Here is a 21,452-nt window from a genome sequence, read left to right as displayed (position 1 = left end):
ATGGCCTGTGACACAATGGCCCACAAACCGAGAAGATCCGCCCCTAGGACGGGCCCGTCATAAAGGACCATTATCGTGGAAGAACACTATCGAGCCATCATCGAGTCCATCGGCGAGAACCCGGAGCGCGAAGGCCTGCTGCGCACGCCGCACCGCGCCGCCAAGGCCATGGAGTTCCTGACCCGCGGCTACGATCAGGACATCGGCGAGATCGTCAACGGCGCGATTTTCGATTCCGACAACGAGGAGATGGTCATCGTGCGCGACATCGAGCTCTACTCGATGTGCGAGCATCACCTGCTGCCTTTCATCGGCCGCTGCCACGTCGCCTATCTGCCGCAGGGCAAGGTGATCGGGCTGTCGAAGATTCCGCGCATCGTCGACATGTTCGCGCGCCGCCTGCAGATCCAGGAGAACCTGACCAAGCAGGTCGGCGACTGCATCCAGGGTGTCACGTCCGCGGCCGGTGTCGCCGTGGTCATTGAAGCGAAACACCTGTGCGCGATGATGCGAGGCGTGGAAAAGCAGAATTCTTCGATGATCACCTCGATGATGCTGGGCCGCTTCCGCGAAGATCCGCGGACCCGCCAGGAGTTCCTCAATTTGGTCCAGCGCCGGTAGTCGTTCAAGCTTGAGGTAGAATTCCAACGCCGACGCTTCCGGTTTGTTGTGTATCGCGGCATCCATCGTGCGATGCTGTTCGTAAGGCCGGAGACGAGGCCACTTATTCGGAGATGGAACGATGGGCGCTGCGGATGCACAGCTGGTCACTCCCGATCAGGTCGAAGTCCTGGTTTCGATGGAGCCGGCTGTCCTGCGCGAAACCGAAGCGCACAAGGAACGCCGTAATCTCTGGTTCCCGAACGATCTCGTGCGCGCCGATTCCGACGCGCCGGCCGAATGGGACGAGCAGCTCGCCGAAGTCCGCCGCGCCGCTCGCGAGCTGCCCGATGCGGTGCGCGTCGCCGTCGCGGTCAACCTGCTGACCGAAGAAGGCCTGCCGCACTTCCACCGCCTGATCGCCGTGCACTTCGGCGAATCGTCGCCGTGGGTGACCTGGAACAACATGTGGACGGCCGAGGAAGACCGTCACGGCTGCGCGCTGCGTGACTACGTGCGCGACGCGCGCCTGTTCGAAATGGGCGCGCTCGAGCGCCTGCAGTATTCGTACATCGAAGCCGGCTTCGATCCCGAATGGGAATCCGATCCGTATCGCCTGCTCGCCTACACCTCGCTGCAGGAGAAGGCGACGCAGATCTCGCACGCCAACACCGGCCGCATCGCCGGCGCCACCGAGCCGCTGCTGCGCCGCGTGCTCGGCCATCTGGCGGGCGACGAATCGCGGCACTATCTGTTCTACCGCGAGATGTTCAACGAGATCCTGAGCCGCGATCCGAACCGCGCGCTCAACTCGCTGCAGAAAGTGGTCTCCAACTTCTCGATGCCGGGCCACCGCATCGCGGGCTTCGACGAAATGAGCGAAGTCGTGCGCCGGTCGAACATCTTCGGCCCGCGCCAGTACCAGGCCATCGTCGAGGAATGCCTCGAGTACTGGAAGGTCAGTGAGCTGACCGGCCTGTCCGGCGAAGGCAACGAGGCTCAGGACAGGCTCATGAAAGTGCCCAAGCGCCTTGCGCGCATGGCGGACTACGTCGAGAGCAAGAGCGCCCCGCGCAAGTTCCGCTTCGACTTCGCCTACGACCGCGAGCTGACCATCTGAGACTTCGGTGTCGCCGGCCCTGGTCGGCGAGCCGGAGTCGGGGCCGATTCAGCGCCTCACGACAAACTCGGTCGGAATGACGTCACCGGGCGTCCGATCCGCCGGATGCCAGTCGACCGTGTCGACGCGCGCCGCGGGTGGTCCAAGCAGCAGCCAGCGGTGCAGGGCTGCGAGGGCGGCCTCGCTGCCGTGAGCGACGCCTTCGACGCGTCCGTCCGCGAGGTTGCAGACCCAGCCGACGAGACCCAGCTTCTGTGCCTGCTCGCGCGTCGATTCGCGGAAGTAGACGCCCTGGACCCGGCCGGTGACGACGAAGCGATAAGATGCGGTCATGACGGTCTGAAAGCAGTTTTCGGATGCAGGCTGCCAAGGAGCTCAAGATGGGCATGTTAAGCCGATTGCGCGAACGCCTCGATGCGACATTCGAGAATCGCGGCGGAGCCGAGCCGGAGCGCTTCGCGTTCTCGGCCGAGCTGCCGGCCGGCGGTCGCGGGCCGATCTGCAGCGTCAACGTACAGGTGCTCGTGGAACCTCAGCAGGATGGCGATCGCGTGCGCGTTCGTGCTCACCTGCAGAGCAATCTCGCCTCGGTGCTCAGGCCGGCGCTGCGTGCGCAGCCCGAAACGGATCCGGTGGCCTCGACCTCGCGTTCGCTCGTGCAGGCCGGCGGCCAGCGCGTGAGCCGCATCGCCGGCAACGGCCTGCAGCGCGTGCTCGCGAGTCGCATCGTGAGCCGCATCACCGAGCCCTTGCTGCGGCGCGACTTCAACACCTGGGTCGAGGTGCAGGCCTCGACCGAGCCGCTGCACGACGGGGCGCACGGCATCGTGCCGCAGCAGGACAAGCTCGCGGCGCTCGGCATCCGCCCGTCGAAGGGGCGCAGTGCGCTCGCCGAGTCGTGGTCGGGTTACACGCCGACCGGTTTCGCGCAGCTCTCGCTGCTGCAGATCGACAAGAAGGATCTGCCGCCGGACCTGGTCCGACGTCTGGGGCCAAGGCCATTCCAGCTCGCGGCGGCCATCGTCAACACGGTGGAGCGCAAGTAGCTTCGCGTGAGGCGTGGATGAAATGAGCGGGCTTCAACGCCTTGCTCCCCACGCCTTACCCCTTACAAAAAACTAGCCGCCGACGGTTACCTGCAGTTTTTCGAGCGACTCCATGCTGATGCCGCTTTGCGGCAGGCCGTTGGCGGCCTGGAACTGGCGCATCGCACGCGCGGACTGTGCGTTCCAGCGGCCATCGGTGCGGCCCGGATCATGGCCCGAGTCCTTGAGCGCCTGCTGCACGCGGCCGAGCAGGCTGCGCGTCATGTTGGTTTCGCAGAGCATGCTGCGCCATTCGCTGCGTGCCGGGCGGGTTTGCACCACGCGCACCACGTCCTCGTAGACCGCGGGTGTCGGCTCAGTGGTGAACCCGGCCGGTTCGACGAGCTGCTTCACGCGCTTGGTGATCGTGCGCTCTGGACGGTCGACGAGCCTGGTTTCGGCCGGCGTGATGAGCTTGCGATGCTTGACCGTCTTGCAGCGCGCTTCGGTCTCGACCATCTGCGTGCCGGCCGGCGTGATCAGCTGCCTGCGCTTGACGATCTGGTATTCGATCGGCCCTTCGACGACGCAGAGCTCGCCGGTGACCGGGTGCGGCTTGAGCACGGCGCCGGTCTTGGATGGCACGCGTTCTTCGATCGTGCGGTAGGTGGCCGGCGTGCTGACAGCGCGGCTGCCGGCCGGGCTGATCAGCACCTGCTCTTCGGTGACTTCGTATTCGGCCGGTTTGACGACGATGCGCCGCTTGCCGGCCGGAATCGTCACGGTCTGCTCGACCCACTCGTAGCGCGCGGGCTTGGGCACCTGCTTTTCGCCGGCCGGGGTTTTCAGCACGGTCTCGACATGGCGTTCGAACGTCGCCGGAACGACCACCAGGCTCCAGCACTCGCCGGGCTTGGCCGCGGGCGGCTCGGCGATGGCGATGCTGGTGGCCGGCCCCGCCTCCTGGGCGACCGCCGCGAGCGGGCCCAGCGCGCACGCGAGCAGCGGCAGCAGGCGCAGGCGGAACGGCATGGCAGTGATCACGGATCGGCCGCGGCGTTGCGGACTGGCGATCAGTAGGTGCCTGCGTTGCCGGCCGAAATGCGGCTCGTGCTTACGCCGAGGCGCTGCAGCACTTCGAGCGTGATGCCGCCTTCGGCGAGGCCGTTGGCCTTCTGGTAGCGGCGCACCGCGTCGGCGGTGCCGGCGCCGAGCCGGCCGTCGATCTTGCCAGGCGCGTAGCCCGCGTTCTGGAGCGCGTTCTGCAGGGCGTAGACGGTTTCGGGCGTGGCGTTGGTTTCGCAGAGCACCTGGCTCCAGACCATGTGGCCGTCGGCGACTTTCTCCTGGCGCGTGACGGTCTGGTATTCGGCCGGAATGGCGATGCGCTCTTCGCGCGCCGCCTCGACGAGCTTGCGGACCTTGACGGTCTGGTACTGCGCGGGAACCTGTTCCTTGCGGACTTCGGCTTCCTTGACGAGCACCTGACGGCGCACGGTCTGGTACTCGGCCGGAATCGTCACGCGGCGCGTGCTGGCCGGCTGATCGACTTCCGAGCGCGTGATGGTGCGGTACTCGGCCGGCACTTCGACGAGGCACATGATGTCGCCGGTCAGGTTGTCGACCTTCTCGACCGGGCCGCGACCGCGTTTCCACTCGGTGGTGGCGGCCTTGACGAGTTCGGTCTGGGTGACCGTCTTGTAGGTCGCGGGCACTTCTTCGATCTTTTCGGACGCCGGCTTGACCAGCACCTGCTCCTCTTCCCAGCGGTATTCGGCCGGAATGACCTGGGCGATGCGCTCCGAGGCCGGCTTCACCATCACCGTTTCCTCGGTCCACTCGTAGCGCTCGGGGATCACGTTGACGCGTTCGGACGCGGCCTTCTTGATCACCGTGTCGGTCACCGTCCTGAACTGCGGAGCCGTGTAGACGCGCGCATAGCATTCGCCCGGCCGCGCGTTCAGTGGCAGCGCCGCGTCGGACATCATGGTCTGGGCTTGCGCCAGGTTCGATGACAGGGCGACGACGGCAGCCGCCAGGGCGGAAGGCAGAAAACGACGCGACATTCGGAAGGCTCCCTTGTTTGTGGCAAGCCTAGCGGCTGGGCGCAGGACCGCAAAGCGGCAAAACATACTGATGGAGACCTCAGGTCAGCCGCATCTTGAACAGCTGGCGCGAGCGGCTGGCGATGTAGCCGACGGTCAGCAGCGTGGCGATGCTGCCCGCGACCACCGAAGGCACGGTGCCGAGCAGGCGCGCGGCGAGGCCGGACTCGAAGGCGCCGAGCTCGTTGCTGGCCGAAATGAAGATGCTGTTCACCGAAGCCACGCGCCCGCGCATGTTCTCGGCGGGCAGTGACTGCAGCAGCGTGTTGCGGATCACCACGCTGACGCTGTCGAAGGCTCCCGTGGTGAACAGCGCCGCGATCGACAGCCAGAAGGTCTCCGACAGCGCGAACACCAGCGTCGCCAGGCCGAAGCCGGCGACCACGATGAGCAACGTCGCCCACGGCCGGCGCGTCGGCGGGAACCAGTTGCAGGCGATCACCGTGACGAGCGCTCCGGCGGCCGGCGCGGCGCGCAGCAGTCCGAGACCTTCCGGGCCGACCTTGAGGATGTCCTCGGCGAAGATCGGCAGGATCGCGACCACGCCGCCGAACAGCACCGAGAACATGTCGAGCGAGATCGCGTAGAGCAGGATCTTGGTGCGCCAGACGTAGGCCAGGCCTTCGCGCAGGCTGGTCCACAGATCGGCGCTGCCGGGTTTGAGCGGTGCCACCGGCTGCGGCGGAATGCGTCCGATCAGCAGCACGTTGGCGACGATCATCGCCACCGTGATGACGAGCGTCCCGGTGAGGCCTACGGCCAGGTACAGAACGCCGCCGAGCGCAGGCCCGGCGATCGCGCCGGCCTGGAAGAAGGTGCCGCTCCAGCTCGCCGAGTTGGCGTAGATCTCGCGCGGAACCAGAAACGCGCGCAACGCGGCCGACGCCGGCGAATAGATGCCGCGCGCGAGGCCCAGGATGAAGATGCTCGTGTAGACCGTCGCCAGCAGCGCGTTGCGCGACAGCGTCTCGTGCGTCGACGGCAGCATCGCCCACAGCAGCACGAGCGAGCTGACCACCACCACCGCGCCGGCCTGCTGCATGAGCCGGCGCTTCTCGCGACGATCGGCCAGGTGCCCGCCGAACAGCGCCAGGCCGATGAACGGCACCGCTTCGGCCAGGCCGATCAGGCCCAGCGACAGCGGATCGTGGGTGATCTGATAGAGCTGGTAGCCGATGACCACGGTCTGGATCAGCAGCGCGGTGGACAGCAGCAGGTTGGCCGAGATCAGGAACAGGAACGGCTGGTGACGCAACGCGGCGAAGGCGTCGTGCGTGGAGGTTTTCATGGCGGGGCGCAGCTTAGCCAGGGCGTCGCCGAAAGTCCTGTGAAACTTGCTTCAATTCCTCGACGCAAAAAAAGACCGGGCGGCTTGCGCCGCCCGGTCCGTCACAGCTTACGACTTGAGGCTTACTTCGCCAGCACGCGGAACTCCACGCGGCGGTTCTGCGCACGACCTTCGTCGGTGTCGTTGGTGGCGACCGGCGACTTCTCGCCGTAGCCCTTGGCGACCAGACGGGTCGACGGCACGCCCTGGCTGACCAGGTAGGCCTTCACCGAGTTGGCGCGGTTCTGCGACAGCTTCTGGTTGTAGGCGTCGCTGCCCTTGCTGTCGGTGTGACCGGCGATTTCGACCTTCATGTTCGGGTCGCTCTTGAGGCCGGTTGCCACTTCGTTCAGAACGCTCTGGCTGTCGGCGGTCAGCGTGGCCTTGTTGAACTCGAAGTTCACGTTCTGCAGCACGATGGTCTGGGCTTCACGCACGCAACCGGTGGCGTCGACCTTCAGGCCCTTCGGCGTGTTCGGGCACTTGTCGAGATAGTCCGGAACGCCGTCACCGTCGGTGTCGAGCGGGCAGCCGCTGGCGTCGACCGGGGTGCCACGCGGGGTGTTCGGGCACTTGTCGAGGTAGTCGAGCACGCCGTCGCCATCGGAATCGAGCGGGCAACCCTGGGCATTGACCGCCGCACCGCGCGGGGTGTTCGGGCACTTGTCGAGGTAGTCCGGCACGCCGTCGCCGTCGGAGTCGAGCGGGCAGCCCTTGGAATCGACCGTCACGCCGGCCGGGGTGTTCGGGCAGGCGTCCTGCGGATCGACCACGCCGTCACCGTCGGAGTCGATCGGCTTGGGCTTGCCGATGTCGGCCTGCAGGCCGAGACCGACCTGCACGTCGTAGAGCGGATCGTCGCCGTTGGTCGAGGCGAAGTCGTTGAACACCGCGACGTAGCGGCCTTCGGTACGCAGCTTGAGACCTTCGGTCAGCGGCACCAGGAAACCGATGCCAGCGTTGGCATAGCCCGAACCGTCGGTGCTGCCGTTGACCTTCTCGTCGATGTAACCGCCGCCGGCGAGCACGAACGGCTGGAATCCGCCCTGGGTGAACGGGAACAGGAAGTCGCCGCCGACACCCCAGGCCGAATCCTTGCCCGAGCCGATGTCACGTTCGCCCTGCAGTCCGAAGCCGTTGACTTCGAACATCAGGCCGCTGTTGAGGCGCGTGCCGAGGAACACACGCGAGCCCCAGCCGTCATCCATGTTGCGATTGGAATCGGGCTTGTTCCAGAAGGCGCTGCCGCCCACATAGGCCTTCGGTTGTTCGTAGCCGGCGGACTCGTCCGCGGCGGTGGCTGAATTGATGAATCCTGCGGCCGCGCACAAAGCAGCGGCCGATAGCGCGAGACGACGCAGTCGGGACGACATTGAAACCTCCTAGTAAAGGGCAAAACTCCCGGGATACTCCCGTTGATTCTTGTTCGGTGCACTATCGCCGCAATCCATCCGACGTCTGATGCACCGGGCCTTGCAGCAGGCGCTATGGTTAGCTGAACCAATGAACTCAACCTGAATGTTTCGCTCGTAAGCCTCGGTATCAAGAGAGATTTTCCGATTAACGGAACTTGCGGGGCAGACAAAAAAACCGCCATTCGCGCGCATCGCGAAGGCGGTTTTCAAAGCTGATCGGAGCGTCAGCAGCGGCTCCGCGAGCGGCGCTCAGGAGCGACCGTGCTCCTTGGTGTCGAGGAAACGGACTTCCGGGTGGCGCTCGCGGGTCATCGACAGGTTGACGCTGCTGCTGGCGAGGTAGACGAGGTCGCCATAGTGATCCTTGGCGACGCGCAGCTCGTTCTTGTCGACGAAGGCCTTGAGCGTGCGGTCGTCGTCGGCCTGCAGCCAGCGCGCGCAGTAGACCTGCACGGGCTCGAACACCGATTCCACGCCGTACTCATCGCGCAGGCGGAACTGCACCACGTCGAACTGCAGCGTGCCGACCGCGCCGAGCACGATGTCGTTGTTCGTCAGCGGCCGGTAGACCTGCGTCGCGCCCTCCTCGGAGAGCTGGTCGAGGCCCTTGTTGAGCTGCTTGGCCTTGAGCGGGTCCTTGAGCACGACGCGGCGGAACAGGTCCGGCGCGAAGTTCGGAATGCCCGTGAAGCGCAGCGTCTCGCCTTCGGAGAACGAGTCGCCGATCGCGATGGTGCCGTGGTTGTGCAGGCCGATGATGTCGCCCGGGTAGGCCTCTTCGACCGATTCGCGATCGGCCGCCATGAAGATCAGCGCATTCGACACGCGCACGCTCTGGCCCAGGCGCACCGAGTAGGGGTTCATGCCGCGCCGGTAGACGCCCGAGCAGACGCGCAGGAAGGCCACGCGGTCGCGATGCTTGGGGTCCATGTTCGCCTGGATCTTGAACACGAAGCCGGTGAATTTCTCTTCGGTCGGCTGCACGTCGCGCGATTCGGTGTGGCGCGGCAGCGGGCTCGGCGCCCAGTCGGTGAAGCCGTTGAGCAGCTCGCGCACGCCGAAATTGTTGATCGCGCTGCCCATGAACACCGGCGTGAGCTTGCCGGCGCGGTATTTGTCGAGATCGAACTCGGTGCCGGCCATCTGCAGCAGCTCGATCTCGTCGAGCATGGTCTGGTAGACCGCACCGAAGCGCTCCGCCAGCCCGTCGGCATGCAGGCCGTCGATGGTCTCGATCTCGGAGACGCGGTGCTTGTCGCCGGAGTACAGGTAGAAGCGGTCCTCGAGCAAGTGGTACACGCCCTTGAAATCGCGGCCCATGCCGAGCGGCCAGGTGATCGGCGTGCACTGGATGTCGAGCACCTTCTCGACCTCGTCGAGCAGGTTCAGCGGGGCCTGGCCTTCGCGGTCGAGCTTGTTGACGAAGGTGATGATCGGCGTGTCGCGCAGCCGGCAGACCTCCATGAGCTTGATCGTGCGCGCCTCGACACCCTTGGCCGCGTCGATGACCATCAGCGCGCTGTCGACCGCCGTGAGCGTGCGGTAGGTGTCCTCGGAGAAGTCCTCGTGGCCCGGCGTATCGAGCAGGTTGACGATCTTGCCGTTGTACGGGAACTGCATCACCGAGGTGGTGATCGAGATTCCCCGCTGCTGTTCGAGCGCCATCCAGTCCGAGGTCGCGTGCCGGCTGGCCTTGCGGCCCTTCACGGTGCCGGCGAGCTGGATCGCGCCGCCGAACAGCAGGAGCTTCTCGGTCAGCGTGGTCTTGCCCGCGTCGGGGTGGGAAATGATGGCGAAGGTGCGGCGCTTCTGCGCCTGCTCGAGAACGGCGGACATGGTGTCGGCACTGCGGACGGCGGGCGCGGATTGTAGCGGGTCGGGGCGCGGAGACGGGGCCAGATGCCTAGCCGGCGGATCGGAAACGCGAGGGCTAGGTGGCGTGAGGCTGTCGACGAGTCACAGTTCGCCGAGCCCCTCCTGCTCGCCTTTGATGCCGCGCTCGCGCATCGCACTGGCGAGCGCCCGCAGCGTGGTGGGCAGCGGTCTGCCCAGCAGGCGCGACAGCAGCACCCGATCGGCTTCGCCCAGCGGTTTCGCGGTCGGCAGCCGATCGAGCACTTCGGGCTCCATCTGCCACGGCTGCCAGTCCAGACCTGCCGATTCCCACGGTGCCGCGGCGCTCAGCGCGATCTCGATGCCGGCCGGATCGGGATCGCAGGCGATCAGCGCGGGCGCCGGATGCTGTCCGAGCAGTTGCGCCACCGCCTTCATCCACCAGCCCGGCGGATAACCCGGCAGCCAGATCACGCCATCCTCGGACCCATAGCGGCGCGCGGCGCGTTCGAAGCTCGTGCGGTTTTCGACCAGGCGCCAGCGCGGGATCCGAGCTGGCGAGCCGATGCCGGCGGCGATGGTCTCGGGCGTCAGGCCGATGAAATCGGGAACCGCTGCGATCGCCAGCGGTGCGCGCATCAGCAGCAGTGGCGTGTGCGCCTCGATGCCGAACTCGGCGAGCGAGAGCGATGCGGCGAGCCAGTTCCAGTCGGCATCGGCGATGCCCTTGGTGTCGCCGGCCGCGAACAGTGCGAAATCGCGGCGCGTGCCGCTGCGTCGGTCGGCGCTCCAGTCCGCGAGCTTGCCGAGCAGGCCATGGCGGCGGATTGCGAGCGCGGGCGCCGTCTCGATGAGGGCTTGCGCGGCGGCATCGAGCGCCGCGTCGTCGAAGCGCCGATCGAGCAAGCCTCGGTGCCGCTCGGCGAGGCGATCGCGGTTCGGCAGCCCGAGACGTTCGCGCAGGCGTTCCAGCTCGCGAAATTCCGCGCGCACGGCGACCCAGCGGCCGTCCTCGCGCTTCTCGTCGAGCGTGAGCCAGCCCGCGACCAGCAGCGCGTCGAGCAGCTCGGGCGCCATCGCGGCGCGCATCGGTCCGGCGATGCCGAGCAGCGTGCTCCATTGCCGCGACGCGCTCTCGCCCAGCCATTCGCGTGTGAGCGCGCGCCAGTCCTCGGGCCAGCTCGCGCAGGCTTCGAGGTCGAGCGCATCGCCTCGGCGCTGGCGCTTGCCTCGCAGCGTCGACTTGGCGCCGACGTCGATCGTGCGCGTGCGGATGCCGCGCGCATCGGCGGATGACCAGTCCGCCTCGCTCATTCGCGCCTCAGCTCACCGCGCGCCGCAGGAACGCGATCGGCGGCGCGAAGCTCATGCCGCCGCGCTTCTTCTGCGTGACGAGCGTGAGTTCGGAAGGCTTGAACACGTTGACGTTGTGCGTGTTCGGCGTGGTGACGATGTACTGAGCGCGCGTGGCCTGCAGGAACGCGCCGACCTTGTCGATGTTGAAGATGTCCAGGTGTGCGAACGGCTCATCGATGAAGACGAAGCCGCCGCCCTTGTCGTCCTCGGCCATCAGGCCGACGAGCAGGATCATCGACTTCATGACCTGCTGGCCGCCGCTGGCCTCGCCGTCGTTGAGGCCGATCATGCCCTTCTGGTCGAAGTTGAACTGCACTTCGAGCCGCGCCTGTGCGAGCGACAGATCGTCGTTCGACAGCTCCGGATGCTTGACCTCGACGTCGATGCCGGCGAGCGCACCGAGCGAGCGCAGGTTGTTGGCGTAGCGGCGCAAGGTGGCGCGCAGCACGCCGATGTAGGTGCTGCGTGCGCGGTCGGTGCTGTTGCGCGCGCGGTCGAGGTGCACGTGCTGATCGTCCATGCGCGACTCGAGCTGCTGATGCTCGGTGAACAGCTTGTCGCGCAGCGGAATGCACTGTGGATCGGTGACGTAGTTCGTCTCCGCCTTGCGCTTCTCCTGGCGCTCGATCTCGCGCTCGACCGCGGCGACCGATTCGAACTTCGCGCGCGTCTGGGCGAGCCCGGCGTCGGAGCGCCAGGACAGCGGCTTGCCGCTGCGCAGCGAGCGCCACGACAGCACGTGCTCGACGTAGGCGCGCTGCGTCCTGCGCAGCTCGAAGTCGATCTGTTCGGCGGCCTTGCGCGCGCGCTGCAGTTTTTCTTCGGCGAGCGCGTGCTGCGCGCCGAGCGGCTTGGCGCGCTCGACGGCTGCGAAGTAGCGCGTCGCCGCATCGGCACGCGCGCTTTCGAGCGCCTGCGCTTCGGCCGTCAGGCGGTCGAGCTCGGCCGTCGCCGCTTCGAATTCCGCCGCGCGCGCCGCGAGTTCGCGCGTCGCGTCGAGTCCGGCGAGCGCCATCTGCACGGCCGACAGCTTTTGCGCGACGTTCTGGCGCGCTTCACGCAGGCCCGCGGCTTCGTCTTCGATCTCAGCCAGACGCGTGCGCGCCTGCGCCGCGGCGTTGCGGCCGAAATGCACGTCGGCGACCGATATGTCGCGGCCGCCGCGGCGTTCGCGCTGATAGCCGCGTGGCGTGATCCAGGCCTGGCTTTCGGGCAGCTTGGCGCCTTCGTCGGTACTGGCGACGCGCTGGATGCCGTCGAGCAGGCGCACGAGCCAGCTCGGCGGATCGGCCGTGAAGCGCAGGCATTCGAGCAGCGAGCCGCTGCGCGCCGACAGCGCGGGCGCGCGGTCCGGCACGACGTAATGGCGGTAGCGATGCTGCTCGCCGAGCTTCCACGCGCGGCCGCGGTCCTCGGGCTTCTCGAGCAGCACGAGCTGGCGAACGCCCGCGAGCACGGCTTCGATCGCGGGCTGCCAGCTGTCGTCGGTGATCTCGACGATGTCGGCGAGCATGCGATGCGCGATGCCTTCCTTCTGCAGCGCGGCGCGGAACGCGACGACTTCGGCCGGTTCCGGACGACGGCCCGATTCGAGCGCGGCGACACGCTGGCGCAGCTCGTCGCGCTCGCGGCCGAGCGCTTCGATCTGCGCGTCGAGCTCGTAGCTGCGCCGCGAAAGCTTGTTCTGCTCGCGCGTCGCGGCTTCGACGTCGAGGCCTTCGGCCTGGCGCGCGGCGCGATCGAGCAGGCGCTGATGTTCGTCGACGAGCCCCTGCGGCTTGCGCAGCTGCTTGGCGAATTCCTTCTCTGCCTTCTGCGCGCGATCGAGTTCGAGCTTGCTCGTGGCCTCAAGCTCGGCGGCCTGCGCGAGCTCGGTCGTGAGCGCCGCGTGCGTGGCCTCGGTCTCGATCATCGTGCGCTGCAGTTCGCGATGCTCGCGACGCTTGCCGACCAGATTCGTACGGCTGCCGCGCAGGCTGTCGGACAGCTCGGCGAGCTGCACGCGCGGTCGCCACTGGCTCGTCAGTTCGGCGAGCTCGGCGAACAGGCGCTGGTATTCGCGGTAGGACGACACGTCGCTCTCGGCCGCGCGCAGGCGCGTGTGCAGGCTTGCGAGCTGCACCGTGAGTTCGTCGAGCTCGCGCTGGCAGGCGGTCTGGTCTTCGCGCGCCTTTTGATAATTGTCGAGCACGTCCTTGTCGCCGAACACTTCGAACACCAGCGACAGCAGCTCGCGCCCATTGAGCTCGCAGAGCTTGTCGGTGTGGCCTTGGTCGAGTGCGAGCACGCGCTTGATCGCGCGCGTCAGGCCCGCGCCTTCGAGCTGCGATTCGTACTGGCGCAGGCCCACCCAGTTCACCGCCTCGGCGGTTTCGGCTTCCTCGACGCTGATGTCGCCGCGGCCGATGCCGTAGCTGCGCTTCCATTCGCCGCCGTCCTTGCGGATGCGGCAGAACAGCGTCACGCGCTCGTCGGTGATCGGCCAGAACGCGAGCTGGCCGTTGGCGCGGCGCGGATTGCTGACCACCGCGCGCAGCCAGGCGTAAGGACGATCGGCGCGGCGCACGTAGCGCTTGAAGTCGCGGCCGTTGCTGCACGGGATCGTCAGCAGCACGCGCAGCGCGTCGAGCAGCGTGGTCTTGCCGGAGCCGTTGGGCCCGACGACGGTGACGATGTTCGCGTCCAGCGGCAGCGAGAAGCGCTCCCACCAGTCCCAGTGAACGATCTCGAGCTTATGGAAGCTGAACATCGTCTTCGCTCTCCGGCGGTTGTTCTTCGTTGAGGGTTCCGTCTTCTTCGCCGGGCGATTCGATCGACGTCTCGTTCGGCGCTTCGGCCTGCTCGGCGAGGCTGCCGAACAGCTCGGACAGCGTGCCGTCGAGCACGCGCGGGGCCATGCGGCTGTAGTCGAGCGCGAGATCGAGCAGCGGGCCTTCGGAGATGCGGCCGTTGCGGCGTTCGATGAAACCCAGGCGCGACAGCATCGGCAGCGCGATGCTGATGCGCGTGCGTCCGCCCAGGCGATCGCCGAAGTCGGCCACCAGCGTCGCCTCGGCCACGCTGATGCCGATGTCGGCAGCGGTCGGCAGCGGCTTTTCGACCGCGAACATCTCGTTCTGGCGCTGCGTGTTGGGCGCATCGCGACGCTCGTGCTGGCGCGAGCGCTTGGGCAGGATCAGCAGCGCCCACAGCACCACGAGCAGCGCGATCTGGTCGCGCTTGAGGCCCACGTTGTTCGACAGCCAGGCGTCTTCGCCGCCGAACACCGCGTGCTCCATGTCGCGGCGCACGCGCAGGCAGACGTTGTCGGCGTACGGATGCTCGACGAGTTCGAGCCCGCAGGCGGCCAGGCGCTCGTTGAGCGCGTTGTAGAACAGGTCGTCGGTCAGGGCGCGCCGGACCTGCGCGTCGGTGCGCGGCAGCACGCGATGCGTGGACAGCCGCGCGACCAGGGTTTGCAGCTCAGTTTCCATTCGGTTTGCCTGCTTCGTTGTCGGGTTCCGCGGCTTTCGCCCGCAGATGGCCTTCGCTGATCTCGGCGACGCCGTCGCGATCGAGCCGCAGCACGCGGCCGCTCCAGACCGGGCGCGTCGGCAGCCGCGCGAGATCGGCGACCGGGCCGTCGAGCGTGGCCGATTCGCGATCGCCGATCAGCGCGAGCAGCGAGAGCCGGTAGCTCGAGAGTTCGTAGTCGCGCAGCGGCACCGCTTCGGACAGCGACCAGCCGTCGGGCGCCACGCGCAGGGCGTCGCGCCAGTTTTCGAGCTCGGCGTAGTCGGGCGGCTCGAGATCCACGCCTTCGCTGAGCGGCGATTCGGAGGCGTTCGGCAACCGGGCGTCGAGCTTGTCGGGCAGCAGCTTGTCGACGAGCTCGAATTCGGCGGCGTCGAGCGCGATGTCCCCGAGCACGAAGCTCATGTCGGGCACCGGCGAAACCGCGCCCTCGGCGAGCGCGACGAGCCGGCTCTGGTCGAGGCTGCGCAGCCAGGCCGAGACGTCGGCCGACGACAGCCCGCTCGCGCCGAGATGCACTTTCTGGCTTTCGATCTGGTTCAGCGCGCGCTGGAAGGCGCCGCTCATGCGCAGCAGCTCGCTCTGCACCTGGCCGATGCGCTGGGCCGCGCGATGCGTCGGGCCTTCGAGATCGGTCTCGTCGATGATGCGGCGCAGGATGTCGCTGCCCTTGTCGACCCAGTTCCAGACCGAGGCGAGCCGGGTTTCGGCGCTGCGGATGCGGTGCTCGGAGCCCGACAGGATCGCGCGCTCGAATTCGTCCTTGAGCTCGACCAGGCGCGACAGCAGATGCTGCAGCTCGTCTTCCTGCACCGAGCCGATCGCCCCGCTGCCGGCGAGTTGCGCGGCCAGGTAGCCGAGTTCGGCGCCGTCGTCGTCGAACCTCAGCACGCCCGACAGCGCGGCGATGATCATGCGGCCGAGCGGGCTGACGCTGTAGCGTGCGGTCTCGCTGTCCCAGGACAGCAGCCCGTTGACGCGCAGGCGGCCGATCAGGTGGTTGAGCTTGGCTTCGTCGAGGTACGGAAACTGGGCGCGCAGCTCGCCGGCCTCGAAGAACGGGTCGCCGCCGCGCCGCCCGAGCTCTCGCAGCACCAGCAGGCGCACGAGCACGGCGGCCTCGGTGCCCGAGAACAGGGTGCTCAGCGACTGGATTGCCGGCCGCGCCTGGATCAGGGCGTGCAGGGCGGGAACGTCGTCGGGTTCGACGCCGCGGACGAACCAGTCGGCCAGGCGTTCTTCGGTGCTGTGGGGGCGGGGCTCGCTGCGCATCCGCGATTTTACCCCGCCCCGCCGGCTCAGGGTCCGGCGCGTCGACGCACGGCGAACAAGGGATGCGCCCCGTGCTTCTTGGCCAGCTCCAGTTCGCCGGCGTATTCGGACGAGAAGCGCTCGGGCGATTCGATCGCCAGCCGGGCGACGAAGGTGTCGGAACCGAACAGGGTGCCGGGCGGGGTCACCGGCTCGATGCGGGCCGCGAACGAGATCTGCGAGCCGTAGAACACCGGGGTCTGGCGCAGCGGGTCGGTCTCCTCGAAGGCCGGGGCGTAGTGCGCGGCGATGCGCAGTTCGAGCGCCGACAGGCTGCCGCTGCGCTGCTGCCTGCGGGTTTCCATGAGCTGCTGGATGTCGGCCGCGATGTCGGCTGCGGTGGTGGCGTTGTCGGTGATCACGTGCAGGGCGTCGCCCCAGGTGGCGGCGTGCAGCACGCGCGCCCCGTAGGCTTTGAGATGCGAGATCAGGGTGATCATGACCTCGCGCCAGAAGCGCGGCATGTCGACGTCGGCGATGCGTCGGAAGCCGACGAAGTCCGCGAACAGGATGCCCACCATGCGCCGGCCCGGGCCGGCTCCGGATTCCTGCTGCAGGCAGGCCAGGCGCTGCTGCTCGGCGCCGAGCTTGACGCTGTCGCAGCGCGCGGTGCCGTGGTCGAGGCCGACCGACATGAGCCGCCATGGGCAGCCGAGCCGGCGCGCGGTCAGCAGCGAAGCGCCGAGTGCGGTCGAATCGAGCTGCCGGGTGCACCAGTCGCGCTCGCTGTCGAGAAAGCCCGGCACCACCGCCATCGGCTGGGCTCGCTGCAGGATCTGCAGCAGCTGCGCAGCCGAAGCCTCGCCCCAGTTGCGGGCCCACCCGCTCTGCAGTTCGCGTTCGGGCAGGGCGAGCACCGGATACAGGTTGAGCCCGCGTTCGAGCAGTTGGCGGGCGAGTTGCAGATCGAGCGGATCGATCAGGCTCGCGAACACCGGCATGCCGGGCCTGAGCTCGTCGCCGAGCTCGATCGTCGGTGCGGTGCCGGCTTCGAAGGCGAGCCGCGAGCCGGCGCTGCGCCTCAGCAGCACCAGCGTCGGCATCTGCAGCGCGGCGAGCACCGCCTCGTCGATCCGCAGCTGGCGGCAGAGCTCGCGCAGCTGGCGCAGCGTGCGCCCGCGCCGGGTGATGTCGCCGACGAGCAGGCGATCGGCGCAGGCCAGGTTCGCGGAACAGGTGGCGAGATCGCCCAGGTGCAGGGCGATCTCGGCCACGGTGGCGTGGCGGTAGAAGTCCTGCGCCGGATTGCCCGCGGGCAGCTCGTCGAGCACCTCGCGCGTGGCGAGCGCGGTGAGCCGCGCCTGTTCGGCCTTGCCGGCCATGCAGTACATGGTCGCCGCATTGACTCCGCTGTAGGCCCCGCGCGAGCGCAGGAAGGCCGAGGCGTAGGCATCGGCCGAATTCAGGTAGTGCGCCTGCGCTTCGGCTTCGCTGCCAGCCTGCTGGGCGAGGTCTTTTTCGAGCCGGCCCTGCAGAGCCATCCAGTCTTCGTCGATCTCGTCGGGCGCGAGCACGAGGCCGCGGTAATGCTCGAGCGCGAGCGCGGTGTTGCCGAGGTTGGCCAGCGTGAGGATGCGCAGGTAGTCCATGCGCCGCGAACGCTCGCCGCGCCTGGCCGCGCGCGCCAGCAGGTCGTGGCACCGCAGCTCGTTGCCGCTACGACGCGCCTGCTCCACCTCGTCTAGCGTCGCGTGCTCGTCGTCGCGGCGGTTGTCTTGAAGCACCGTCGACTGCGCCTCGTAGTGGCCGAAGCGCACGCTCGGGTCGATGACGATGAGCGGGCGCCGCTGCGCGAGCGAGTCGGGCGCCTGCGCGTCGAGCGTACTGAGCTTCGGCGGAATGCGGCGGATGTGCCGGCGCCATTCGACGACTTCGGCGGTGCCGCCGGGCTCGCGCAGGTTCTGCGCGCGCAGCATGGCGACGAGGATGTCGGGCTGCTCGGCCAGGCAGGCCGCGAGCTGCCGGTATTGATCGGTGCGCCAGTCGAGCGAGCCCGACGCCGGTTCGCCGCGCGGCCGGTACAGCGTCACCCGCCATTGCGATTCTTCGAGCATCAGCGCCAGCGCGGCGCGATGGCGTGCGATGGTCTCGTCTTCGACCGCCACGCCGGCGCCACGCGCGTAGAGCACCCAGTCCTGGACCAGCCATTCGGGCGGTACCGGCAGCAGCGCGACGCTGCGGCAGGCAATGCCGGTGCGGCGGAACCAGTCGAGCGCGGTGCGGTGAAACACCAGGTCGGCTCCCGGAGCGGCTCCGGTGGCGACGAGCACGCCGCCGCTCGGTGCCTGGCGGGCGATGTCGGGCAGGACGCGGCCGACCAGATGCGCGCTGATCTCGGCCTCCTCGGCCGGCGACAGCAGCAGATGCCCGGTGCCGCCAAGCACCAGGGTGGCGTCGGGGCCGCTGCGCGAAAAGCTGCGGCGCAGACGCAGCCACTCATCGAAGCCGATTTCGCCGCCGGATGTTGGGATCATGGTGCAAGCCTGCCATGCCGGAACGACCGCGGGCATCGCGGAGGTTCGTGGCGCCGAAGGAGGTCAGGCTCGATTGTCTTGCTTATTCGCATCCGCAGCCGTCGATCCGTTCACAATACGCACGATGGATCGCGGGGGCGTGGTCCGTCGGGCGCTTTCTCGGGGGAGAACGTGTTGATGTCTTCACAGCCGCAGGATCCGCGCCGGTATTGGGCGTTCATCAGTTACAGCCACCACGACAGCCGCGCCGCGAGCCGGCTGCATCGGCGGCTCGAGGCGTATCGCGTGCCGGGGCATTTGGTCGGCCGCCGGACCGCCAAGGGCGCGGTGCCCAAGCGGCTGCAGCCGATCTTTCGCGATCGCGACGAGCTGCCGAGCTCGTCCGAACTCGGCGGCGTGATTCGCCAGGCACTGTCGGAATCGCGCCATCTGATCGTGATCTGCTCTCCGTCGGCCGCCGCCAGCCGTTGGGTCGACGAGGAGATCCGGCTGTTCAAGACGATGGGCGGCGGCGATCGCATCCTCGCGCTGATCATCGACGGAGAGCCGAACGCCGCCGATCCGGCGCGCGAATGCTTTCCGCCTTCGCTGCGCGAGTCCGAGCCGATCGCGGCCGATCTGCGCAAATCCGGCGACGGTCCTTTCCTCGCGCGCATGAAGCTGCTCGCGGGTCTGCTCGGCTTGGGACTCGACGAACTCGTGCGTCGCGAGCGGCGCCGGCAGCGGCAGCAAAGCCTGATCCGCGGCGGCGTGCTGGCCGTTTTCGCATCGTTGATCATCGTCGCGATGACCGTGCAGCGCCGCGATTTCGACCAGCGCGAGCAGATCGAGTATCGGCGTCAGCTCGTCGAACATGGGCGTCGCGAGTTGCTGGCCGAATCGCCGATGCGCGCTGCGGTTTATCTCGCCGAAGCCTATCGGCGCGGCGAGGACAGCCTGGCCTTGCGCTACATGCTGCAGCGCGCGATGCAGCCGATCGACGCCTTGCGCCAGGTGCTGGACAGCAACGGCGTGCCCTGGCGTTCGTTCTTGACCGAGGACGACGCCCTGCTGACGGTGGTCGGCCAGGACGGCTGGATCGATGTCTGGTCGCTGGAGGAGGGCAGGCGGCTGGCGCATATCGAAGATGCGGCGATAGCGTCGCGGAACATCGTCAGGCGCGACGAGACGGCGCTGAGCCGTGATCGTCGGTTCTTGTCGATTGCATATGTGAATTCGAAGACCCTGCAAGGGCACCGCATGGTCTGGTCGATTGAAGATCAGCGGCAGGTGCTCGATATCGCCATCGATTCGTTTGATCCGGCTTCGGTCCAGCCGTTCGGTCCCGATGGAGAGCTGCTGGCGATTGCTCCGGGCGGAAAACCCAGGCTTTGGTCACTTGCGGACGGCTCGTCCAGGCCGGTCGATCTGGCTGGAGAAGTCACCATCTCCACCTTCGATCGCAGCGGCGACTGGATGGCCTTCGGCCTGCGTACGGGCGATGTCGAACTGCGCTCGCGGCAGTCGAGCGGGAGGCGGCTCCGACTACGCGGGCTCAGCAGCCCTGTGATTCTCATGGTGTTCGATGACGATAGCGGCCGCCTGCTCGCAGCGGGCGAGGACGGCAGTGTGCGCGCCTGGACGCTGCCGAGCGGTGAACTGGCGTTCGCCAGCGGCCATACGCAGCAGGTTACGTTTCTGGATTTTTCGCGCGACCGACAACGCTTTCTGACCACCGCAGCCGATGGCATGCGTATCTGGCGGAGTGCCGACGGCAGTTTGCTCTACTCGGGCCCATCGCTCGATCACAACCCCTTATCGCTCGGGCCTGATGGGGCGCAGTTCGCGCAGATCGTTCCGGGAGGTGCGCATGTAGTCGACGTTCAGACCGGAGTGAGCCTGTTTCGAATAGAAGGCAACATTCTCAATGTGCTGCTTTCGAATCGCGGGCGCGAACTGCTGACACTTGGGGCGAATGGTCAAGTCGCTCGCTGGCGAGCCGATCAACGTCCGCTTGGTCAGCACTGGCACGGAGCCCGCACCGAAAAGTCGGGCATGGTCTGGCGCAATTTGGTCGACTTCACATTGTTGCCAGACGGACAGATTTTTAGCGGAGGCATTGATGGGAGGCCACGAGTTTGGCAAGGCCCTACCTTAGAGCCGCTCGCCATGCTGGATTCGCTTGGAGACGCGATCACTCGCGTTTCCGCCTCGGCGGATGGACAACGCGTGGCGGCATCGACGATCTCAGGCGTCATCGAGGTCTGGAATCCACGGACCCACGAGCGACTGCGTCGCTTCGAGCTGCCGGGCCGCTTCATCTCCAATCTGCGCATCAGTCCGGACGGCCGTCATCTGTTCGCGGCCGACATGGGCAATACCGGTCACCTGTGGAATGTCGAGAGTGGCGAGCATCGGGCCCAGTACGAGATGGATTCGCGCTTCGCGCTCGACATCAGCGGTGATTCGCGCTGGCTCGCGATTCCGGTGCAGCGCCGGACCCTCGTGATCGATCTGCTGACGCTGGAGCCGCAGCTGCAAGAGCCGCTCGTCAGCGATGCCGGAGAGTCGCCGGAAATCGGCTGCCTGCGCTTTGCGCCCGATGGCCAGGCGCTGGTCGCGATGGCCTCCGAAAGCGACGAGGCGAGCTGGATTTCGCTGCGCTCGCTGGAGCGGCAACACGTGCATCTGCCGGATGCCGGCGGTTGCTTCGCCGCCAAATTTTCACCGGATGGTCGGCGTGTGCTGCTGCTCGATCAGGCTCGCACCTCCGCCGCAATCTGGGAGCCAGCGCGAGCGCATATCGGCGATCTGGCGGGGCATACCAAATCGGTCTTCGATGCCGACTGGAGTCCGGATGGCCGCTTCATCGTCACGGGCGGCAGCGATGGCCAGATCAAGCTCTGGGATGCGCAGACCCTGTTATTGGTCGATAACGTCGGCAGGCACATGGGAGCTATTTCAACCGTCTCTTTCTCGGCTGATGGCCAGACCCTCTACAGCAGTGGCGTAGACGATGGCCGTCTGCAGGCTTGGCCTTTTGGTTTCGAAAGCAGAACGGCTGGCGAGGTCGCCAGCCGTGTGAACTGCGTGAGCCCATGGAGGCTTGAGGACAACACCTTGTTACCAAAATCAGTCGATCTGCAGCGCTGCCTCGGGCCTTGAGTGGGATTCGATCTACTCGTCAACGTGGTGGTTTGGTTTCGCCTCCCCCACCACCCCCAGCATCCCCAGGTGGCGTGCCCGGTGGTTTCGGTGGAGGCGGCGTTTCCGGATCGGCGGTGCAGAAACGGACGTGGACTGCGGGCGAATACGGCGACTTTGCGGACATCGAAACTCTCCTTGGATGAAGGAGAGCCATAGATATCGAGCACGTCGGTTCGCGGCCGCGCAC

15 protein-coding genes and 1 pseudogene are annotated in these 21,452 nt (G+C 67.3%); 5 read left to right on the top strand and 11 right to left on the bottom strand.

Translation table 11 applies throughout. From position 1 onward, the window contains the following. Nucleotides 1-75: 75 nt before the first annotated feature. Together folE and AC3WUM_RS07260 are read left to right on the top strand one after the other, a co-directional pair. Entirely contained in the window at nucleotides 76-621 is a 546-nt protein-coding gene (folE, locus tag AC3WUM_RS07265) for a GTP cyclohydrolase I FolE (protein ID WP_492409532.1), read from the top strand. 121 nt (nucleotides 622-742) lie between these two features. Further along, complete coding sequence (locus tag AC3WUM_RS07260; protein ID WP_492409531.1) at nucleotides 743-1,720, top strand: acyl-ACP desaturase; 978 nt, start codon at nucleotides 743-745, stop codon at nucleotides 1,718-1,720. Nucleotides 1,721-1,768: 48 nt separating this feature from the next. Here AC3WUM_RS07260 and AC3WUM_RS07255 read toward each other — a convergent pair whose 3' ends face one another. Then, nucleotides 1,769-2,053, bottom strand: coding sequence for an acylphosphatase (locus AC3WUM_RS07255; protein ID WP_492409530.1), 285 nt, complete (start codon nucleotides 2,051-2,053; stop codon nucleotides 1,769-1,771). 47 nt (nucleotides 2,054-2,100) lie between these two features. Between AC3WUM_RS07255 and AC3WUM_RS07250 the strand changes: the two genes are divergently transcribed. Then, nucleotides 2,101-2,766 carry a hypothetical protein gene (locus AC3WUM_RS07250; protein WP_492409529.1) on the top strand — a complete coding sequence of 222 codons (666 nt, stop codon included), beginning with the start codon at nucleotides 2,101-2,103 and terminating at the stop codon, nucleotides 2,764-2,766. 72 nt (nucleotides 2,767-2,838) lie between these two features. On the opposite strand, the gene AC3WUM_RS07245 is transcribed toward AC3WUM_RS07250, so the two are convergent. The 10 genes from AC3WUM_RS07245 to AC3WUM_RS07200 form a co-directional block, all read right to left on the bottom strand. After that, complete coding sequence (locus AC3WUM_RS07245; protein ID WP_492409527.1) at nucleotides 2,839-3,789, bottom strand: peptidoglycan-binding domain-containing protein; 951 nt, start codon at nucleotides 3,787-3,789, stop codon at nucleotides 2,839-2,841. A 29-nt stretch (nucleotides 3,790-3,818) separates the two neighbouring features. Then, the gene (locus AC3WUM_RS07240) at nucleotides 3,819-4,811 is read right to left on the bottom strand and encodes a peptidoglycan-binding domain-containing protein (RefSeq protein WP_492409526.1); all 993 of its coding nucleotides are present in this window, start codon (nucleotides 4,809-4,811) and stop codon (nucleotides 3,819-3,821) included. Between the two features lie 79 nt (nucleotides 4,812-4,890). Further along, nucleotides 4,891-6,138 carry an MFS transporter gene (locus AC3WUM_RS07235; protein ID WP_492409525.1) on the bottom strand — a complete coding sequence of 416 codons (1,248 nt, stop codon included), beginning with the start codon at nucleotides 6,136-6,138 and terminating at the stop codon, nucleotides 4,891-4,893. 122 nt (nucleotides 6,139-6,260) lie between these two features. Then, nucleotides 6,261-7,550, bottom strand: a complete 1,290-nt coding sequence (locus tag AC3WUM_RS07230) for an OmpA family protein (RefSeq protein WP_492409524.1) — start codon at nucleotides 7,548-7,550, stop codon at nucleotides 6,261-6,263. 291 nt (nucleotides 7,551-7,841) lie between these two features. Then, the gene (locus AC3WUM_RS07225; RefSeq protein WP_492409523.1) at nucleotides 7,842-9,428 is read right to left on the bottom strand and encodes a peptide chain release factor 3; all 1,587 of its coding nucleotides are present in this window, start codon (nucleotides 9,426-9,428) and stop codon (nucleotides 7,842-7,844) included. A 120-nt stretch (nucleotides 9,429-9,548) separates the two neighbouring features. Then, nucleotides 9,549-10,739 carry a hypothetical protein gene (locus AC3WUM_RS07220; RefSeq protein ID WP_492409522.1) on the bottom strand — a complete coding sequence of 397 codons (1,191 nt, stop codon included), beginning with the start codon at nucleotides 10,737-10,739 and terminating at the stop codon, nucleotides 9,549-9,551. Between the two features lie 7 nt (nucleotides 10,740-10,746). Next, nucleotides 10,747-13,530 carry an AAA family ATPase gene (locus AC3WUM_RS07215; RefSeq protein WP_492409521.1) on the bottom strand — a complete coding sequence of 928 codons (2,784 nt, stop codon included), beginning with the start codon at nucleotides 13,528-13,530 and terminating at the stop codon, nucleotides 10,747-10,749. Continuing rightward, entirely contained in the window at nucleotides 13,514-14,254 is a 741-nt protein-coding gene (locus AC3WUM_RS07210; RefSeq protein ID WP_492409520.1) for a hypothetical protein, read from the bottom strand. Before AC3WUM_RS07210 ends, AC3WUM_RS07215 begins: the two co-directional genes overlap by 17 nt. Next, nucleotides 14,244-15,566: a hypothetical protein gene (locus AC3WUM_RS07205; protein WP_492409519.1), complete on the bottom strand. Its 1,323-nt coding sequence runs from the start codon at nucleotides 15,564-15,566 to the stop codon at nucleotides 14,244-14,246. Before AC3WUM_RS07205 ends, AC3WUM_RS07210 begins: the two co-directional genes overlap by 11 nt. 26 nt (nucleotides 15,567-15,592) lie before the next feature. Next, nucleotides 15,593-18,079: a tetratricopeptide repeat-containing protein gene (locus AC3WUM_RS07200; RefSeq protein ID WP_492409518.1), complete on the bottom strand. Its 2,487-nt coding sequence runs from the start codon at nucleotides 18,077-18,079 to the stop codon at nucleotides 15,593-15,595. Here AC3WUM_RS07200 and AC3WUM_RS07195 point away from each other — a divergent pair. After that, nucleotides 17,969-18,583: pseudogene (locus tag AC3WUM_RS07195) on the top strand (toll/interleukin-1 receptor domain-containing protein); the annotation flags it as partial. The gene AC3WUM_RS07200 and the pseudogene AC3WUM_RS07195 sit on opposite strands and share 111 nt — an antisense overlap. A 282-nt stretch (nucleotides 18,584-18,865) precedes the next feature. Then, entirely contained in the window at nucleotides 18,866-21,223 is a 2,358-nt protein-coding gene (locus tag AC3WUM_RS07190; protein WP_492409568.1) for a WD40 repeat domain-containing protein, read from the top strand. The last annotated feature ends 229 nt before the right edge of the window (nucleotides 21,224-21,452 follow it).

It is taken from the genome of Hydrocarboniphaga sp. FW305-C-57, assembly GCF_058783045.1.
This window is presented reverse-complemented; position numbering and strand designations above follow the sequence as displayed.

Bases quoted from the DNA above. Each gene is read 5' to 3' on its own strand.
- AC3WUM_RS07260 (WP_492409531.1), top strand. From the start codon at position 743: ATGGGCGCTGCGGATGCACAGCTGGTCACTCCCGATCAGGTCGAAGTC.
- AC3WUM_RS07255 (WP_492409530.1), bottom strand. From the start codon at position 2,053: ATGACCGCATCTTATCGCTTCGTCGTCACCGGCCGGGTCCAGGGCGTC.
- AC3WUM_RS07250 (WP_492409529.1), top strand. From the start codon at position 2,101: ATGGGCATGTTAAGCCGATTGCGCGAACGCCTCGATGCGACATTCGAG.
- AC3WUM_RS07240 (WP_492409526.1), bottom strand. From the start codon at position 4,811: ATGTCGCGTCGTTTTCTGCCTTCCGCCCTGGCGGCTGCCGTCGTCGCC.
- AC3WUM_RS07235 (WP_492409525.1), bottom strand. From the start codon at position 6,138: ATGAAAACCTCCACGCACGACGCCTTCGCCGCGTTGCGTCACCAGCCG.
- AC3WUM_RS07230 (WP_492409524.1), bottom strand. From the start codon at position 7,550: ATGTCGTCCCGACTGCGTCGTCTCGCGCTATCGGCCGCTGCTTTGTGC.
- AC3WUM_RS07225 (WP_492409523.1), bottom strand. From the start codon at position 9,428: ATGTCCGCCGTTCTCGAGCAGGCGCAGAAGCGCCGCACCTTCGCCATC.
- AC3WUM_RS07220 (WP_492409522.1), bottom strand. From the start codon at position 10,739: ATGAGCGAGGCGGACTGGTCATCCGCCGATGCGCGCGGCATCCGCACG.
- AC3WUM_RS07215 (WP_492409521.1), bottom strand. From the start codon at position 13,530: ATGTTCAGCTTCCATAAGCTCGAGATCGTTCACTGGGACTGGTGGGAG.
- AC3WUM_RS07210 (WP_492409520.1), bottom strand. From the start codon at position 14,254: ATGGAAACTGAGCTGCAAACCCTGGTCGCGCGGCTGTCCACGCATCGC.
- AC3WUM_RS07205 (WP_492409519.1), bottom strand. From the start codon at position 15,566: ATGCGCAGCGAGCCCCGCCCCCACAGCACCGAAGAACGCCTGGCCGAC.
- AC3WUM_RS07200 (WP_492409518.1), bottom strand. From the start codon at position 18,079: ATGATCCCAACATCCGGCGGCGAAATCGGCTTCGATGAGTGGCTGCGT.
- AC3WUM_RS07190 (WP_492409568.1), top strand. From the start codon at position 18,866: ATGACCGTGCAGCGCCGCGATTTCGACCAGCGCGAGCAGATCGAGTAT.